The sequence below is a fragment of the Chroococcidiopsis sp. SAG 2025 genome, from assembly GCF_032860985.1.
Classification (GTDB): Bacteria; Cyanobacteriota; Cyanobacteriia; order Cyanobacteriales; family Chroococcidiopsidaceae; genus Chroococcidiopsis.
This window is the reverse complement of record NZ_JAOCNC010000001.1, coordinates 5297144-5314203: the sequence shown is the minus strand read 5'-3', so window position 1 is coordinate 5314203 and position 17060 is coordinate 5297144. Positions and strand designations below refer to the sequence as shown.

The 17060-nt window shown below is 39.4% G+C and carries 14 protein-coding genes and 1 pseudogene; 1 reads left to right on the top strand and 14 read right to left on the bottom strand.

Annotated features, from left to right (window positions below):
* Nucleotides 1–3: 3 nt before the first annotated feature.
* Nucleotides 4–489 carry a helix-turn-helix domain-containing protein gene (locus tag N4J56_RS41295; protein ID WP_317109052.1) on the bottom strand — a complete coding sequence of 162 codons (486 nt, stop codon included), beginning with the start codon at nt 487–489 and terminating at the stop codon, nt 4–6.
* Nucleotides 490–1036: 547 nt separating this feature from the next.
* Between N4J56_RS41295 and N4J56_RS26190 the strand changes: the two are divergent.
* Nucleotides 1037–1817, top strand: a pseudogene (locus tag N4J56_RS26190) (IS5 family transposase).
* Between the two features lie 104 nt (nt 1818–1921).
* Here N4J56_RS26190 and N4J56_RS26185 read toward each other — a convergent pair.
* From N4J56_RS26185 to N4J56_RS26125, 13 genes are all read right to left on the bottom strand, one after another.
* Nucleotides 1922–2815 (bottom strand): ABC transporter permease, encoded by an 894-nt coding sequence (locus tag N4J56_RS26185; protein ID WP_317109107.1) that lies wholly within the window; start codon nt 2813–2815, stop codon nt 1922–1924.
* Nucleotides 2812–4023 (bottom strand): glycosyltransferase family 4 protein, encoded by a 1212-nt coding sequence (locus tag N4J56_RS26180; RefSeq protein WP_317109106.1) that lies wholly within the window; start codon nt 4021–4023, stop codon nt 2812–2814. The genes N4J56_RS26185 and N4J56_RS26180 overlap by 4 nt, the downstream gene beginning before the upstream one ends.
* Nucleotides 4024–4033: 10 nt before the next feature.
* Nucleotides 4034–5092 (bottom strand): glycosyltransferase family 2 protein, encoded by a 1059-nt coding sequence (locus N4J56_RS26175; protein WP_317109105.1) that lies wholly within the window; start codon nt 5090–5092, stop codon nt 4034–4036.
* 106 nt (nt 5093–5198) lie between these two features.
* Nucleotides 5199–6689, bottom strand: a complete 1491-nt coding sequence (locus N4J56_RS26170) for an NAD(P)/FAD-dependent oxidoreductase (RefSeq protein WP_317109104.1) — start codon at nt 6687–6689, stop codon at nt 5199–5201.
* 37 nt (nt 6690–6726) lie between these two features.
* Entirely contained in the window at nt 6727–7752 is a 1026-nt protein-coding gene (locus N4J56_RS26165; RefSeq protein ID WP_317109103.1) for a glycosyltransferase family 2 protein, read from the bottom strand.
* An 865-nt stretch (nt 7753–8617) separates the two neighbouring features.
* Nucleotides 8618–9433, bottom strand: a complete 816-nt coding sequence (locus N4J56_RS26160) for a polysaccharide lyase (protein WP_317109102.1) — start codon at nt 9431–9433, stop codon at nt 8618–8620.
* 472 nt (nt 9434–9905) lie between these two features.
* Complete coding sequence (locus N4J56_RS26155) at nt 9906–10793, bottom strand: class I SAM-dependent methyltransferase (RefSeq protein WP_317109101.1); 888 nt, start codon at nt 10791–10793, stop codon at nt 9906–9908.
* 199 nt (nt 10794–10992) lie between these two features.
* The gene (locus N4J56_RS26150) at nt 10993–11949 is read right to left on the bottom strand and encodes an FkbM family methyltransferase (protein ID WP_317109100.1); all 957 of its coding nucleotides are present in this window, start codon (nt 11947–11949) and stop codon (nt 10993–10995) included.
* 86 nt (nt 11950–12035) lie between these two features.
* Nucleotides 12036–13139, bottom strand: a complete 1104-nt coding sequence (locus N4J56_RS26145) for a glycosyltransferase family 4 protein (protein WP_317109099.1) — start codon at nt 13137–13139, stop codon at nt 12036–12038.
* An 89-nt stretch (nt 13140–13228) separates the two neighbouring features.
* Nucleotides 13229–14104: a class I SAM-dependent methyltransferase gene (locus N4J56_RS26140; protein WP_317109098.1), complete on the bottom strand. Its 876-nt coding sequence runs from the start codon at nt 14102–14104 to the stop codon at nt 13229–13231.
* 865 nt (nt 14105–14969) lie between these two features.
* A complete protein-coding gene (locus N4J56_RS26135; RefSeq protein WP_317109097.1) occupies nt 14970–15248 on the bottom strand; it encodes a hypothetical protein in 279 nt (92 codons plus the stop codon).
* A gap of 72 nt (nt 15249–15320) precedes the next feature.
* The gene (locus N4J56_RS26130) at nt 15321–15446 is read right to left on the bottom strand and encodes a hypothetical protein (protein WP_317109096.1); all 126 of its coding nucleotides are present in this window, start codon (nt 15444–15446) and stop codon (nt 15321–15323) included.
* Between the two features lie 83 nt (nt 15447–15529).
* Nucleotides 15530–16576 carry an NB-ARC domain-containing protein gene (locus N4J56_RS26125; RefSeq protein WP_317109095.1) on the bottom strand — a complete coding sequence of 349 codons (1047 nt, stop codon included), beginning with the start codon at nt 16574–16576 and terminating at the stop codon, nt 15530–15532.
* Nucleotides 16577–17060 lie beyond the last annotated feature (484 nt).

The window sequence follows — 17060 nt, the reverse complement described above, 5'->3', positions numbered from 1 at the left end:
TGTCTAAGTCGGCTTGCTTGAGTGCTTTGTACTCAGGATCTTGTCTGCCCCGTTGCGAGTGTCGAGTCCGCTTCCAACTAAAGCCCTTTTTTTTAGAATGCGGCGAATCCGGTCAGCACTTAGGTTTACCTGTCGTTCTTGCTCTAGCTTCTGGGCTAGCTGTTGACTATTATAGGTTCTGGCTTCTTGCTCTAGGCATTGTTCTAGGTAGGCCATGTCTGCTTCTTGCCATTTGGCTTTAGCTCCTCGTCCACTAGCATCCCATAATCCACCTAACCCTTGCTGCTGCCAACGGCGGATGGTTTCGCGCACTGTCTGCTCTTGGCACTCAAAAATTTCGGCAATCGCTGGCACTACCCATCCTTGAGCATTGAGTCGAAGCATTTGTGCTCGATCTCGGGTACGTTGAGCAACGGTTTTGGCAACCCGAAGTTCACTCAACGTCCGGTCTTCTGACTCTGTCAAAACGATACGTAAAGGAGCAGGCATGAGTGGTCAAAATCAGCAAGTTTTTGGCTTTTCTCTATCTTACGTTTAATTATGCCCTACTACTTATTTGATTGCATAGCCCAAGAGTGGGTTAGGCTTTTTCTAGACTCGCAAGTTTCCATAAACGTGGTTGATAAAAACAACATTCACTCATTTTTCCATTTGACTTGACTGAAAACCTGAATGACTCAACCACATCAAATGTATAAATAGAACTCTGCTTTAATTTGATACTCATAGTGTATGTACCAGGTCCTAACCCTAGATAAGGCAGTTCAACTTGAAGCTCGTGTTTGCCTGGAAAAATTTCAAAAATGTTTCATCGTGTTCGCCGCTCAGAAATAAAACTGTACCCATTCCACCTTCACCACCTATTGTTTTAATTTTCAAGTGAAGGGTGACATTATCAACCCTCTGATGCGCCTGACAACCCACACAGAAATTTACTGGTTTACCGCTTAGAGGTCATTTATAAAGAAAAGTTGAAAGCAGCGAGAATGGAGGCAAGAGGCTTTTATGACAAGACAGTAGCCCAAAGCATTGCCTCATGAGTAGAAAAGCTTACAAAAGTGATTTAACCGATCGAGAATGGCAAATCATTGAACCATTAATTCCACCTGTAAGACCAGGAGGACATCCACGTACTGTGGATATGCGTGAGGTAGTAAATGCCATCTTTTATTTGCTGAAAACTGGCTGTGCTTGGGAGATGCTACCACATGACTTCCCACCCTATTCAACGGTTTATTATTACTTTCGGCGTTGGCAAAAACGAGGAATTTGGCAGCAGATAAATCTTGCCTTACGTGAACAAGTACGGATGAAGCTGGGCAAATCTCATCAAGCTACTGCTGCAATTGTGGATAGCCAGTCCGTAAAAACGACGGAAAAAAAGGGGAAGTATCCGGCTTTGATGGCGGCAAGCTAGTTAAAGGTCGCAAACGCCATGTCGTAGTAGATCCTCAAGGACTACTAATGGGTGTAGTAATCACCGAAGCTAATGCTTCAGAACGATTAGAGCAATAGTGGCATTGCTAGAAGAGTGCTATAACTCTAAGTCTTTAGAGCTAATTTGGGCAGATAGTGGCTACAGTGGAGAGAATTTTGCACAAGCTGTAATGGTAGTCTGCGGTGCAGAAGTAGAAATAGTTAAGCGGATTACAGATGGGTTTGAAGTTTTGCCCAGAAGATGGGTAGTTGAACGAACTTTTGGCTGGCTAGGACGCTATCGACGACTAAGTAAGGATTATGAACTCCTACCGGAAATAAGTGAATCTATGGTCTACGCTGCTATGGTACGGCTGATGCTGAGACGACTAGCTGCTTGATTTTTACTTTATAAATCAGCTCTTAGAGAGGCGATCGACGGAGATAACGACTTCACTTTCTTTAGGGTGAGTTGCAGTCTTTCTATTTATTATTTCAATTGACATTATGAACTTACCCTCTCAATTACGTAAGGCATCGCAAGACGAAATGAAACCCATGTCAGCAAAATCCCAACTAAAGTTATGACACTGACAACCCAAAACCCACAAGCATTTGAGATATCTCCTGTTGTTGCTAACTCTCGTGTTGTTACTAGTAACGGAGTGACGGGATTTAGTTTCACTAGAAACCCAAAGGTTCCTTCATTAGGAACAGGATAAACTACTGGAGTTAAAAAAAGCCAAAAGTTTGTTACCATTGCTAGACCTTTTGACACATCCTGATATAAAACTCCCAAAGGAGACAATAGAGTACCAATTAACGTCCCTAGCATAATTAAATGAACTAGTGCTACAGGAGCAAGCAAGATTGTCCACCTCAGAGGAATCTGATACCAGAGAAACAACGCCACAATTAAGATGAGTTTGATGGCAAAGTTGAATAACACTTCACCTACCTTTGCTAAGATAATTGCCTCTCGGGGAAAATTGACTCTGGCTAGCATAGGCTTCGACAAGTTTATAGCTTGTACCGGACCATTGACTGCTTCTACAAATGTTTGCCACAGTGCCGTGCTGAACATAACGTAGGCGGGATAGGGCAAGTCCGTGACACCAATTTTGATAATATTGGACTCACTCGCAAGTGTAAATCCTGCTGCCATAGCCAGCGGTGGTAAGAATGCCCAGATAAAACCTAGAAATGATTGACGGTATTGAGCGCTAATATCTCGCACCATCAGCCGCCATGCCAGTTCGCGAGAAGCTAACAAGTCCCGCCACATCAGTTTGAATAGATGAACCGGATGTCTGAGCAGATTCTCTGGTGTGTAAACGATCGCTGGTGGTAGTTCCGGTCTTTGTAGATCCGTTCTTCGTCGTGCAGAATAGTTCTTCATGATCGGTTTCGCGACGATACGCTTGCTGCCGATGCGCGCAGCCGCTGGTAAATTTCCAAGAACCGCTCCGTACATCGGTCTTCACTAAAGTGGGTTAAAGCATACTGACGACCATCTCGCCCCATTCGCTCGGCTAAGCTTGCGTTGAGCAATAAGCGTAACAGGGCAGCGGTCAAGGCATCCACATTGAGAGGCGGTACTAAAAAACCCGTAATACCATCAATAACGATCTCTGGCTGTGCGCCAACAGCACTGGCAATGACAGATGTACCGCGCATCATTGCCTCAGTCGTTACGTTACCAAATGGCTCTGACCAAAGCGAAGGTACTACCTGCACCCAGGCTGAATCAAAATGTTTTTCCATTTCAGAACGTGGTAAGTGACCCAACCAAGTCACATTAGTTGCAATTCCAAGTTCCGCCGCTAAAGCTCGTAAAGCATCTTCCTCTGGACCCCGACCTGCAACAATCAACTGTGCTTTAGGCACTTGTGCTTTAGCACGTGCAAAGGCTCGCAATAAAACGTTAACTCCTTTTTCTGACACTAACCGTCCAGCAAAAGCAACGGTTGGGGGATTGGCAAGGGGTGGACGCATTGGTCGAACAGATACTCCGTTGTGTACGACTTCGATCGCTCCAATCCCTTCTGCTTCTAACTGTGCTTTCATGCCGTAACTAAGGGCAACCACTAAATCAAAAGCAGAGCGCCAGCGTTGCCACAATTGCTTCTGTACCATCAATACTGCCCAAGATTGAGGCGTAAGGCAGCGATCGCGCAGACAAGCAATTCCAGCAGCAGCTTTACAGGGACGACCATCGGGCAAAAGTTTTGTGCCTACAGGACAAATTGCTTTATACACGGCTGTTTGGTACAAACACGGCACGTCTTTAAGTAAGGGAAGGATGAGTGGTGAAAGTTGCCACATAAACATGCGCACGTGAACCACATCAGGTCGAAATTCATGCAGAATCTGGCGTAGCTTCAAATAGGCAGAGAAGTTTATAGTCTGGGACAAAACTTGCAATCGAGTTGTAGTGCCAAAACAACTGTAGTCAGATAGGCAATGGCTGCTGGTAACTTGCATAGCACGACTAGAGAATAGGCGAACATCATGACCGCGATCGCGCAAGTTCTGACGCAAGCCTAGCATTTGTAACTCGGCTCCTCCAGTGGCTGTACCATAATCATTGATCAGAAGAATCTTCATGCATCTGCACCTAGCATCGCGGTGTTGCTGTCGCGATCGGTTCTTCTAGAGCAGGCGCAGCTTGAGTATTTTTCTGCTTTAGGTGTTTTCTAGCATAACTTGCAGTCAGGTAACGATTCAGTAATGTTTCTAGTGGTGCAAAAAGACCATACATCAATATTTTTTCTAGATACTGATTTTTAATTCCCAAGGTTAACCGATCGATGAGAGGAAGGAGAATTGTTTTTCTGCGTCTCCATCCCAAAGCTTTGTACTTATGTTGGAAGTAGCTATCCTCTGCTAATTGCCATTTCTCACGCAAACGACTTAGGCTAGCCAACTCCCATGCATCGCTCCAACGCAGCATGTAAAAATGCAGATCTATCGGCTTTAAGGGTTGTCCTGGCACATATGTAATGATACTACTTGGCTCAAAGTAAACTGTTCCTCCTGCCTGAATCACGCTCATGCAGAAGTCCAAATGCTCTTTGGAGTTAAGCATTAGCTCATCGAAGAAACCTAGTTGCTCAAAGATTTGAGCGCGAACTAACATGCAGTGAAACTCGCATAACTCCGTTTGCGTCCGCTGCATCTTGGGGCGCACGTCTACTACCTGATGACCTTGTTTGTACATCTTTTCCCGCAAGCGCCTTCTACCAGTAGCATCGCATACAACACGTGTTTCCCCGCCAGCACAGTGGACGACTTCATGCACTGGTTCCTCGTGACACATCAGAGGTCCAACAACTGTAGCGCCAGTTTCTTCAGCACATTGAATCAGGGCTTCCAACCAGCCGGGTGAAACGATAACATCGTTATCGACGAAGGCGACGTACTTGGTGTTAACGCGGGCCAAACCTAAGTTTCTAGCACGGTTGGGGAAAAGGTAATAATCCGTCCGAATCAGTTGAAAACCTTTTTCCCGTGCTACGGCTTCTAGGTAGCGCTGTACCTCAGCAGGGGAGTTACCATCTACGTAGATTAACTCAAATGGAATGCATGTGTTTGCATAAATACTCTCCAAGGACTGGCGAGCATAGCTGAAACGTTCGCGCGGTGCTACAACAATCGTGACTTGAGGGTTTGTCATGCTACTCAGTCTCTGTTTCTAGCAGTTACGTTTTTTAATCAAGAGGAATTAAAGAATGAGGTTTGGCAATTAGGAGGTTTGGCAATTAGACAGACACGATGTCGTCTTAATTGACTTTACTAGAGATCGCCGTAGGCAATTTTTCTAGTTGAGATTGCTTTTTCAGACTCGATCGCTCTTCTTTAGTAAAATCTTCGTAGTAAGAGCGTTCGGTATTGACATTCCACAAATCATGCTGCTCTCCAAGAATGTTTTTAGCTGCTAGCAGTCCAGTTAGCATGGAATGATCTTGATTGTTGTAGCGATGCATCCCATTACGCCCAATCGTTTGTAAGTTGTCAAACTGCTTTAAATATTCTTGAATGACTTGGAGATGCTGGCGATACTCGCCGTCATATACAGGATAGGCTTTGCGCTGACGAATCACAAATCCATCCTCGATCGCGGATAACTTAGACGCTAAGTTTAATTCGACAACCTCGCGACTTGCCAGATCGATCAATTCTGTATTAGATAATTCCCAAAGAGGATCGCCCTCACTACAAAAGTACTCCATCCCCAGACATGTCTTATTAGGATTGGGAACCATTGCAGTACTCCAATTCTTAAAGTTTTGAATCCGCCCCACTTTGAATTCTGGACTGTGAATGTAAATCCAATTGTCAGGAAATAAATCTGGTTGGTTGACGATCAGCGCCACAATTAGAAAATCCCGATATTTCAAGCTACGTGCTGCTGTCAGTACCCGCTCGGGTGCTGGCGGATCGAGTCTTTGTACTAGTGCTGTTATAGGCATACTAGAGATGAAGCGATCGCCAAAGATCTGAATCGTGCGATCGCCTTGTCGGGCAGTAATGCTCTTAATCCAAGTTCCTTCCCGTTCGATGCGAGTCACTGCGGTGTTCAGCTGCACCGTAGCACCTTGACTCTCGATAATTTCCTGGCAACGCTCCCACATCATCCCTGGACCTAAAACTGGATAGTCAAATTTTTTGATTAAGCTCTTAGCATTTTGACTACCGAATAAAGCGTTAACAACCGCCCGTTTGAGCGACATCCCTTGAATACGTTGCGCCGCCCAATCTGCCCGAATTCGGTTGTAGGGAATACCCCAAACCTTCTCAGTATATGTTTTGAAGAAGATCCTGTACAAGCGATAACCAAATCGATCGATCGCCCAGTCTTCAAAATTTTCCGGCTCAGGACCGGGAAACAACCTCGTTTTGACTTTTGCCTTCAAGTAGCTAAACAAAATAAAGATACTCGGAATAATGCCCAAATTGGATAACGTATTGAACAACGACAGCGGATAACTGTAAAACTTACCTCCATAGTAAATCCGCGATAGCCGAGGAACTTTGATAAAATCGGCTGCTAAAATTTCTTGCCAGATCTGCTGTACTTCACCAATCTTGGTATAGAAGCGATGACCGCCGATGTCGAAGCGATAGCCTTTGTATGTCTCCGTCCGTGAAATTCCACCTACCTTATCGCCTGCCTCTAAGACGATCGGATTGATACCTTGCTTGACAAGTTCGTAGCCAGCAGTTAGACCTGCCGGACCTGCACCGATAATGACGACAGAATAGTGGTTCATATATGGGTCAATCCAGTTGTTTAGTTAAATTCTTACTTCACACAAATTTAGAAGAACTCGTTTTGATCCAATCCCACTGCCGCAATTGATGGCGAGCTGTACCGATAATGAATGCTAAACCACTATAGAAGTAGTAAAACCAGTGCCAGGGGATGACTTGGAGCGCAAACCGTATCCCCCGTTTGCGCCAAAAGAAGCGATAGACAGGTAGGTTGAGAAATAAGAGCGCCATGCATATTCCCAAAGCTATAGCTAAAAATTCAGGCCACCAGAAGGCTGCAACTACGGCAATAAGTAACCCGAATACTAGTACGATGCTTAGGCGGTTAGAAACTTGGAGATTCAGATCGTTAATTAATAGGCGATCGCGCCAAATCAATTCCGTCCAAGGAAGGGCGCGATAGTAGAAATCTGCCTTCAGTAGAGAACCAACTTCCCAGCGCTTCAGATGCTTGACCTGCAAAGCCTTATTGAGTCGAATCTTATAACCAGCCTGTTTGAGTCGATAGCCCAATTCGATATCCTCTATAGAAGCCTGTCGATAACTATCGTCAAAACCCTCAACTTCCAGAAATACCTCGCGGCGAATAGCACCGCAAGCACCCCAAAATGTTGAAGCTTCTTCACAACCAGACTGATGCACGTAGTGGTGCAACAGATTTCTGTACTGTGACAAAAAGTTGGTTGCATCTGGGGCATCATCGTAGGAGCCAATCAGAGCGGCTAAGTCTGGTTCGCGCTTGAAAGTGCTGACTACTTGACTAATAGCATCTGGACGAACGACTACATCGGCATCGACAAAAAATAGGATCTCACCTTGAGCAAAACAAGCTCCTAAATTACGCGCTACGGCTGGACCACTCCGTGTATTTGTTCTCACAACTTGAGTCCCAAATTCTCTAGCTATCAACCAAGATCCGTCCGTATCTCCATCCGCCGCCACAATAATTTCGAATGGAGAAGGTGTTGTGTTAGCTAGCGCAGATAAGCAGCGACGAAAATTCTCTCCTCCGTTATAAACTGGAATAATGACAGATACTTCAAGTTCATGATTGCAAAACATAATAAAACATATCTCAAAAGCTTGTCATAGCAGTTTTATAGGGCAATACCTTTGTTTTAAATCATTCAAATAGAATAGCGTTAGCAATTTCTAAAAAATAGCTAATAGATGCGATCGCGAATTTATAAATGTTCTATGATTAATAAAACAATTGCCTATACCCTTAAGGTAAGGTTTAAGAGTTCGTATTAAAATTTACTGCATGAGAAGTAAAGAATTACCTGATAGCTACCAGTGAATCTCATGAATTCTGAAATTTCTTCGCTCTCTTCGTGAATATTAGCTAATCTTAAACAGCCAAGAAGGTATTTTAAGTACAGGTACTCTCTTGACCAAAGTTACTAGAGCGCACTCTTAGTGTCTTCTCTGAATAACTTAGCAGCTATAGTGCTACCTCATTTATACCTATAACAAATCTGATATATACATTTTTGCTTCCTTGTTATGGTCTCTTAACAGCAAAAACTTGTCGATACAGAAAAGTTCGGAAAAGTTCAGTTATCTTGACAAAGCTGGCTTTTGTGGCACCAATGTTTTTGTAAAATGTAGCTGTTTCTGAGTATATAGCAAAAAAATATATATAAAAAAAAGTGGTTTTTTCTATAAATAAACGCATATAAAAGAATAATTCCAGGTGTTTGTAGCACGCTACAAACACCTGAATCAGTTAAAATTTTTGGTAGATAAAAGGATGAGATATCGATTCAGTTCAAAAAGCGATCGAGCAATCAGTTAAGGAAATTGGCTTTTCCAAGTCCGATCTAATGCAAAGTATTGTATTCTCTCAATTGCTCCGATATCGCTCTACAAACTTAACTACTCAGCTACCGATCGCGAACGTCGTAACCAATTAATTCAAACAATCTCAAGGTGCAACTTGTCCAAAGCTAGAATTTGCATCGCCTAAGCGATATTCATCAGTATAAATAATTCGAGGGGCAGGACCTCGAAAGTTGGGATTGCCTTTGTATAATCCCATCTTAAAATACGGTCCTGTACCTTCATCATTCCAAAACGTAGCTCCTTGATAGTTGATTTTTTGAATGTAGTCACCGCTACCTGTTTTCATCCAAAGTCTAAAGAATCCATCATTGTTACCCGTCCATTTGACGTTCACTACAAAATCAGTCCATTGCCCTCTTATTTCAGAAACTCGCGCTAAAGTGTAGTTAGTGCATACAGCATCTACAGTATCGCCTCTACGTTGGAAATCCAAGATAAAGTCACTACCTCGGCGCGAGATTTTAGAACCAACACCACCACACGGATATCTCCTACCTGGTCTGCTAGGCCAAGCCGCAAATTGATTGACAATATCAAAACCTGGATCGGTATCGCTCCAGTCTAAGGGGACAAACATCGACCAGCCGTACCAATAGGTTTTGCCGATTTCGGTTCTGCTCATTTCTAGCTCGGCACGTTCTCCGCAGCGGTCTATTCGATGTCTGAAAGCTGTTTGTCCAGCTCTTGTTATGTCGTACGAAGGTTCTATTCTGGAACAATTCCTATTTATAGAGCGTGAAATTTCAGTCAATGAGTCAATTATACTTGCATGAGACTGACGTATCCCTACTACAAGCAGAAAGAGCGTACTTAGAAGTAGAGCTCTACTTAAAAATATGGCTGAATGATGCAAACATTTTTTCAGATGTTTGTTCTGGCGATCGGTTTTTTTGGACATTATCCTCATTCTCATTGAATTACTCTCAACTTTTGATTTGGAATGAACTCTATTTGAATTCATGTTTTGCTTTTTAAAGAAAGCGGGCGACCTTTCAAAACATCGATTGTCAAGCAAGTTGATTTGCTTCTCTAAAAAAAATGATTTAATTTCTATTTGTTTGGTTTACTTAAATAAATTTATATTCTTAAGTAAAAATAAATTTGCTAATTGCATTTTTAGTAAATATGATATCTGCCTTTTATAAAAACTACGAGCTGTAGCCCTGGCTACAGCTCAAACTATTTAAAATTTCCGATGCAAAGTTAATTCTTTAGCTCAAAAAGTTTATATTTAACACTATGGTAACTTTGTCTAATTCGGCTTTTGTCAGTTTTTACAAATAGATTATTTTACCTGTAAAATTTTTAATTTCCACTCAAAATATTTTTTTGATTAAATTTTTTAAGCCAAATACTACCTCCTGTATTTTTCATACATAACGGCATTTTTTAATAAACTTATCTTGATGAAAAAGCTCTAAGAATGTATTAAAAAAAACTATTTCATAGTTGCGGTTATATTGTAAAAATGCTCTTAGCATATAAGCTTCATTCCACGCCCTACCTTCAAAGATCCATTCTTTTGGATATTCAAAAGGATAAAAAATATCATGAAAATGTATATAAACTCCTTTATTTAAGCTCGGTAATATTTCAAAGAATATATGGTTAACATCACTATCTACTTTTGATACATGAGTTGAGTCAATAAAAAGAATATCTCCTGCATTTAATTCAGAAAACTTACTGATTTCCACATTTTGAAGCTTTTTCTGAAATATTTCAATTTTATCTTTGTCTGTATCTTTGATTAAAGATAATAATAATTGCGGGTAGGGTTCAATGAAACTACAAGATATCGAACTATTAAATAGTAAATTGTTAGTATCCAAAATTAAGCAAGATGAATAGCCAGAGCCTACTTCAATAATTTTTTTGGGCTTTGCATGATTAATCATGCAGTATAAACAAATTGCATCAGAATATGAATAGGAAATGTTTTCGTAGAAATATCTTAAATTTTCCTGCCGATTGGGAGTAAAAGGTAAACTTAGATAGTATTCGCTAAATTCTTCAAATAGCTCAAGTTGCGCTTGTTCATTCAAGTCAATTCCAGAAATTTTTTTTGTAAGAGGTTTGCTAAATATTTCGTCTTCTTTAGATTTAATCTCGGTTAATGATGGGATCGGTGAGTAAAAATGACCTGGAGGAACCCAAGTTTTATATAACCCTAACTTACCTAATTCAAGAAAAGTTTGTTTTAAGTAAGGAGTATTATACAATAATCCTTTAATTGTACCTTTCAAGGTTTTTTTCATGTTGGAAATAGCTGAATTTAGAAAAGTTTGTATTGTTGTAGAACAGCTAGATCGAATACTTTCCGTTACGCTCAGCTCATTACAGCACTACAACCGTTCTGGTAAAAATTCCGCTCAAGTGAAGTGAGTAGTATCTGCTAAAGAGATGAATTTGCGGCGAAAATCTTATGAGATAATCAAATAGAATTTCAGTAGAAAATTATTTTTTCCCCCATTCAACAACTTCTTTCAAGCCATATGTTAAACGCTGATTAATACTATTAGGCAAAAAACTTAGTATTTTACCAGTTCTTGATAATGATTTATGTTTTTTCCAACTATCCGATCTTGCAATATTTGTCCAGTGTTCTGGCTTTTCAAGATACTTTACTATGCTTGCTTCTATAATTCCTAATGTTTTAAAATAATATGCTAGCTCTAGTCCATAATCAAAATATCCTAAAGATTGGCAGATTTTTAAATACTTTATAGCTTGTTCTGGCGTAGTTTTCTTGTTTGTACCTACGAAATCAAATAACCAAACGACTTCACACCATAAAGGCTGATGTTTGCCATGCTTGGACAGAGAATTATTACGACTAGCTTGATAAATTTCCATGTCAAACATCAGAAATCCTTGCGATCGCATAAATGCTTCAAGCTGTGTATATGTAGTTTCTCCGATATAGTTCTCCACAAAACCTGTCTCTGTTTCCACACAGAAAGCATTTTGCAAAACCCGATCTCCTGCTTTAAGAATCGGTAACTCTAATCCTTGCGTATCAAGCTTGATAATATCTGCTGTTAACTGTTGCTCGTTAGCTAAAGTGTTGAGCGTCATACATGAGACAGTATCTGTCCCAGTTTCTCTAAATTGGTAATGATGTGAAAAACGACCAAGCCAGTCATGATTTGGGCGGAGCAGAGAATAGCAGAAAGGGTGATGTGTTTTGTACATTACCCGATCTCCTTGCTCTCCAGAGATAGCAAAAGGTAGGTAACAAGTTGACTTGTATGGATGAGGCTCGCGACTCAAGCGCTTGCATTCACTAGCGTTTGGCTCGAAGCCAGTGTATGCTAGTAGTTGTACTAAATCAGACCATTTTGGATCTAGTGGACCACTACAGCCTATATCTAAAAAATTTACTTGCTGTACCTGAGTAAAGGGATTATTCATACTTGTTTGCTGAAATAAAATAACAACGAGATTGTTAGAAAACTTTAGCCATTTACTCTAGTTTTTTAAACATATGCTTTTTCTATTTATACTACTCCAGCAACTACAGAGTTCTTCAATTCTTTTGTAAGCAGTTCAAACCAATTTTCAAAACTATCGCTTACTATTAGTTTTTTATCTGGAGATACGACTCCTTCAGCACCTATAGATGTAGCAACAACAGGTAACCCAGCTTCCAGCATTTCCAGAGTTTTTATTTTGACTCCTCCTCCCTTCAAAAGTGGAACTATTCCGATCTCTGCCTTTTCAAAGAAAATAGTTGGATCTTCAACGAAACCTGTAACTGTAATGTGTTTGCCTGCAAGTGCCAAAACTTTTTTAGAAGGATTAGAGCCGACTATATAAAGTTTGAAATTTCGATCTTGCTGAAGCAGTTTTTTAAAACATTTGTCAACGAAGTTAAGAATTGCTTGCTCGTTTTCTGGTCTTTCCATAGCAGCCCAGAATAAAAGACTTTTCTTTTCTATTTTTTCCGCTCGACGTTTCACTTGATAAACGAAGCTACTAGCTTTTGGAGGCTTTACAATAAGCTTTTCACTACCAATTGAAAATAAAGAACTTAAAAGATCGCGGTCTTTTTTAGATAATACCCATAGTTCGCTTGCATTCGAGTAAAGTTTCTGCTCGTAGCGAAAGATTCTGGCTACTTCAAGATCGAAAAATGAACTTTTTACAGATTGCCTTAACCAAACTTGTGTCAACACATCATGTATACTAATGACAATTTTAGTTTGTTTGGGGTCGATATATTTTTTGACTATATCTAAATAAACGGCAGCATGGGAATATTCAAAATGAATTACATCATATGTTTTTGCAACTAGAAGTTCTTGAATTTTCCTACTAGCTACTTTATTAAAACGAGAAGCAAATTTTAAAGGCGCTTGATAATATTTCAAGCAATTTATAGCTTTTTTGAATTTAGTAATTGGATAGGTGTAGAGACTATCGCCAAATTCTATTTGTAGATCTTTAGCAACAACTATTTCTGTAGTATTAGCGATAACGATTACATCAACAACTTCATGTAAAGCAGCATACTTCGCAAGATTCATAAAAGCAATTTTTTGTCCAGCTTGAGGATACTGCCTTGTAGGAGCATGAGCTGAAATGAATAAAACTTTTGACATACCACAAATACTATTAGGTTAGGAAAACGAGTTGCAGCGAAAAACTAGCGCTGAGTAAACCTGTGTTGAAAGTACTAACAATTCAACACTTACTTTGTCAGTACTAACCACTTAGATCCTTGTAATGGGGCAACAAATTCCGATACAGGAGTCTCTGACCTTTCAATCACTACCACGAACGGATATAAGTGAAAAGACTGAATGGCATCTTGAAAATAGGTTGAGAAACTAGCAAGACCGCTACCGCTTTTAATAGGCTTATATCCAAATTCTTGTAATGCATTTAAATTATGCGTTAACCCAGATATATAGGTATGGAACTGATTTAAAGTACCATGAATGTCTTCACAGATATAAACTCCTCCTGGTCGTAAATGCGGCAATAACTCTTCTAAAGTTGCAATTTGCTGCTCTGGTTCGTGTCCACCATCATCAATTACGATATCGAGAGTAGGAACCTCACTTTTAAATTGCTTCCAGAAATTGCGATCTGTCTGATCGCCAATAAAAATTTTAATTGAATCTTTTTCGTATGCTTTACATGCTTCCTCAATGTCTACACCATAAATTTGACAATTAGAACCAAAATAGTTTTTCCACATTTCTAGGCTCCCCCCGCTGGCAACACCAACTTCTAGAACCTGAACTTTTTGCCCAACAAACTTAGATAGGTGACGATGGTAAATATTAAAATAGTGCTTCCACTTAAGTATTCCTAATCCTTCAGTATGAGAATTAAAATAAGCTTCTAAAGCATTGGATGTAGTATTTTCATTTTCTAAATGAGACTGGCAATAATTCGCTGTTATAGTGCTAGACTCTCCACCAATGGTAAAATTCTGCCCCCATTGAAAACCTTTTTCTGCTATTGGTGAACTAAGGATTAGAGCTTTTAGTGTCTTTATAGAAGTTTGATAAGAACGTGGTATTAACATTTTTGCTAAATGGTGAATGATGCTTTTCATGAATGCGAATCCCTCGAACGATCTATTTAATAATTTACTGGTTTTAGCTAAAACAAAATCCTGATTTGTTCAGGATTGATATAAGAAATTTTATGTTTATGTTCGGTTATATTACCGAAAAATATCAATTGTGAAATAGTAAATGGAATCAAGGCATGTTTACGAACCTATCATCTCGGTGAGGGGTTGTGTTATTGTTATGAGTCTAACGGTATTTTTAATCTGTTCGTTGCCTTTTCACTATTGCACGCTGACTCAAGTAGCTTGTTGATAAGTGCTTCGCTACCATAATTCGCGTTACCAAAGATAAGCTCAGTATTCTCAGTATTCATAGCTTAACTTTAGCAAATCCTTATAATTGCCGACACTCATTGCATCTTCTAACGTATGAAATTCCACTACACCCGGAAAAATCTTAGTTGGTAAGGCATAGGGAAAATCAAATTTTCAGTATATAGGTAATAGTGTAGCAGTGATTGAAAAAGCTGATTCTAGACGGAGAAACAGTTAAACAGGATTAAGCAAAGTAAGAGCAGTACAATCAACTATTCACATCTGTGTAGTGGCAATTTACAACTCAGGACGCAAGCGTAAAATTAGAGTAACTCTTTACAAAGGCTAATCTGGTACAATCTTTCTAGTAAAATAGTTTACATAACCGCAAAAAATCAAACTAGGATAACAGAAACTAAGCTGTAAAATAGATGTATAGATGGTGAGAGATGCCCTGAAATTAAGTTATGAAGCTACTAAGGAGTCTGAGTAAGAGAAAGTTAAATAAAGTGCCTAGTAGAGTAATTTATCTAAATTAAACTCTCACTTTTTTTTACCCAGATCGCTTCCCGTAATTAGTTTTCTTCTCGATCTACTTATAGCTACTTAGATTTGCTTGCATTCGATGAATTAAACTAATCATATCTTCGGTAGTGTCTTCCAATTTAAAAGATTCGTGCTGCAATGTAGATAAAATTTTATTTAATTGTGATTCCACATTCTTTTTACTTCCAAGTTCTAAGAGCAATTGGTCTAAAACCATTTTAAAGAAAAGATTCGCTTGAGAAGTTCTAACATAATTTTTACTATTAATTTTAGTAATTTGGAACTTTTCAAGAGCGAGATTTGCTGCGTGTATATTTCTTGACAAATTTCTTTGAGCAGCCGAGCTGTTGTGTATTCCATTAATACTATTTGTAATGTAAAGAACCCTGATTTTTTTTCAACCAAAGCGTCGCCTCAGAGATTCTAAAGCTTCTGCTAGTTCTAGCGACTGAATTTTTAAGCCAAAATCATTCTTCAATTTCTGAAATGAAACTGGTTCGCGCTCAATTGCTAAGCAGTACATTAGTTCTTTTTCAAGTGGTTGTAAGCGATTAAACTGATTATCAAAAAATTCTTTAACATCATTAAAAACTATTATTTCCTGTTTCAAAAATCAGAAGCACTACTATCAAATATGTTTTGTATAGTTGTAGAAACCATATTCAGTAATAAAGGATTACCTCCATAAATTTGAATTATTTTTTTCAAATCATCTTCCGATCCATAAATTCCTTTACCTTTAAGGATATACTGCCCTTCCAACTCATCCAATCCTATCAATCGTAGCGATCGCGTAGGTAATTCCTCTCCTTCTCTTATAGCAACTTCCTTGGGTTTCTCTCGACTTGTTAACAATAGACAACTTTGATGATATGTTTCCCCTATATATTTTATCAGCCGCCCATACTCCTCATCCTCTTCTTGATAGCGCGTGTCTTTTTGATCGTGATTTAAGATTGATTCAGCCCCATCAAGAATTAATAAACAGGGAGACTTACGGAAATATTTCAAGAGCAATGATATTCTTCCATTTGTAGTTTCTGGTAAATCTTTTTCTTGCTGATTAGATAGAAAATAAATTATCTCTTCTAAGAGTTCTCGTATTGGTGGAGCATGACGCAACGAGCGCCAAACAATGTATTTGAAATCACTCTGAAGCTGCTGAGCTAGCTTTATAGAAAGAGTAGTTTTGCCAATACCACCCATGCCTACTAGTGCTACTAAAGGACAACGATCTTGAACAATCCACTGTTGTAATGTAGCTAATTCTTGGGTACGTCCGTAGAAAGTATGTACGTCCACTGCTTCACCCCAGTCTTGACAACTATCCATATCAAGCTGTTGGTTGTGAGGAGGGTTCGCTAGCGTTAATCTTCTCTCAAGAGCTGTTCTAAAATTCTTTTTGCTTACTTTTTCGCCTAAAGCCTCTGAAAGTATCTTCCATAATCTAGGTCCAACATCTCGTTTTAAGTACTTTTCGCTATATCCTTCTCGGTCGGCAATCTCTTCATATGTGTATCCTTGCCAAGCGCCTCTAAGTACTATTTTTTGAATATCTGTTAAATGCGTACCTTGTTTGTTAAACACAACTGTATCTGCAACGATAAATTCTCTGGTTTCAAAAGTTGAGGACTGAGAGTTGATTGCATTCATCTTGTAGTTGTCTCCAAAATAGTTGAAATCTGTAGCTCTACTAGGGAAGAAATGAGCGCTCATCATGTGATAGCACTGAGTTCTATGTAAGTTCTCTTAACGTGTAATGTCGCTCTAGTACGTTTTAAATTGCTTAACAGAGAGACTTTTCGGTTCTAGTAATTTCTGGCTCGCTCTTGCTATTCCGAATATAAGCTCCAAGTCTAATTTAGAAGTTTATCTGTTAGCAAATTGTTGTCTGCGATCGCCTGAAATACTTACAGGTAAACGAACCTTCGACACTCATTTTACTCAGAATCAATTCAAAGCTTCTCAATAGAGATGTGCAGCTGTTTGCAGTATACGAACTCAACGATTAAGATATCCTTTGCTCATCATGCATATTCCGATTTAAGTAAACCATATTTTTTTAGTGTGAGTTAATAAAATTCTGGTATTACTTTAGTCACTTAATCTATATCATTACTTTAATCAACATTGCAAG

Excerpts from the sequence above, each read along its gene's own strand:
- N4J56_RS41295 (WP_317109052.1), bottom strand. The coding sequence starts at position 489 with ATGCCTGCTCCTTTACGTATCGTTTTGACAGAGTCAGAAGACCGGACG.
- N4J56_RS26185 (WP_317109107.1), bottom strand. The coding sequence starts at position 2,815 with ATGAAGAACTATTCTGCACGACGAAGAACGGATCTACAAAGACCGGAA.
- N4J56_RS26180 (WP_317109106.1), bottom strand. The coding sequence starts at position 4,023 with ATGAAGATTCTTCTGATCAATGATTATGGTACAGCCACTGGAGGAGCC.
- N4J56_RS26175 (WP_317109105.1), bottom strand. The coding sequence starts at position 5,092 with ATGACAAACCCTCAAGTCACGATTGTTGTAGCACCGCGCGAACGTTTC.
- N4J56_RS26170 (WP_317109104.1), bottom strand. The coding sequence starts at position 6,689 with ATGAACCACTATTCTGTCGTCATTATCGGTGCAGGTCCGGCAGGTCTA.
- N4J56_RS26165 (WP_317109103.1), bottom strand. The coding sequence starts at position 7,752 with ATGTTTTGCAATCATGAACTTGAAGTATCTGTCATTATTCCAGTTTAT.
- N4J56_RS26160 (WP_317109102.1), bottom strand. The coding sequence starts at position 9,433 with ATGTCCAAAAAAACCGATCGCCAGAACAAACATCTGAAAAAATGTTTG.
- N4J56_RS26155 (WP_317109101.1), bottom strand. The coding sequence starts at position 10,793 with ATGAAAAAAACCTTGAAAGGTACAATTAAAGGATTATTGTATAATACT.
- N4J56_RS26150 (WP_317109100.1), bottom strand. The coding sequence starts at position 11,949 with ATGAATAATCCCTTTACTCAGGTACAGCAAGTAAATTTTTTAGATATA.
- N4J56_RS26145 (WP_317109099.1), bottom strand. The coding sequence starts at position 13,139 with ATGTCAAAAGTTTTATTCATTTCAGCTCATGCTCCTACAAGGCAGTAT.
- N4J56_RS26140 (WP_317109098.1), bottom strand. The coding sequence starts at position 14,104 with ATGAAAAGCATCATTCACCATTTAGCAAAAATGTTAATACCACGTTCT.
- N4J56_RS26130 (WP_317109096.1), bottom strand. The coding sequence starts at position 15,446 with ATGTACTGCTTAGCAATTGAGCGCGAACCAGTTTCATTTCAGAAATTG.
- N4J56_RS26125 (WP_317109095.1), bottom strand. The coding sequence starts at position 16,576 with ATGAATGCAATCAACTCTCAGTCCTCAACTTTTGAAACCAGAGAATTT.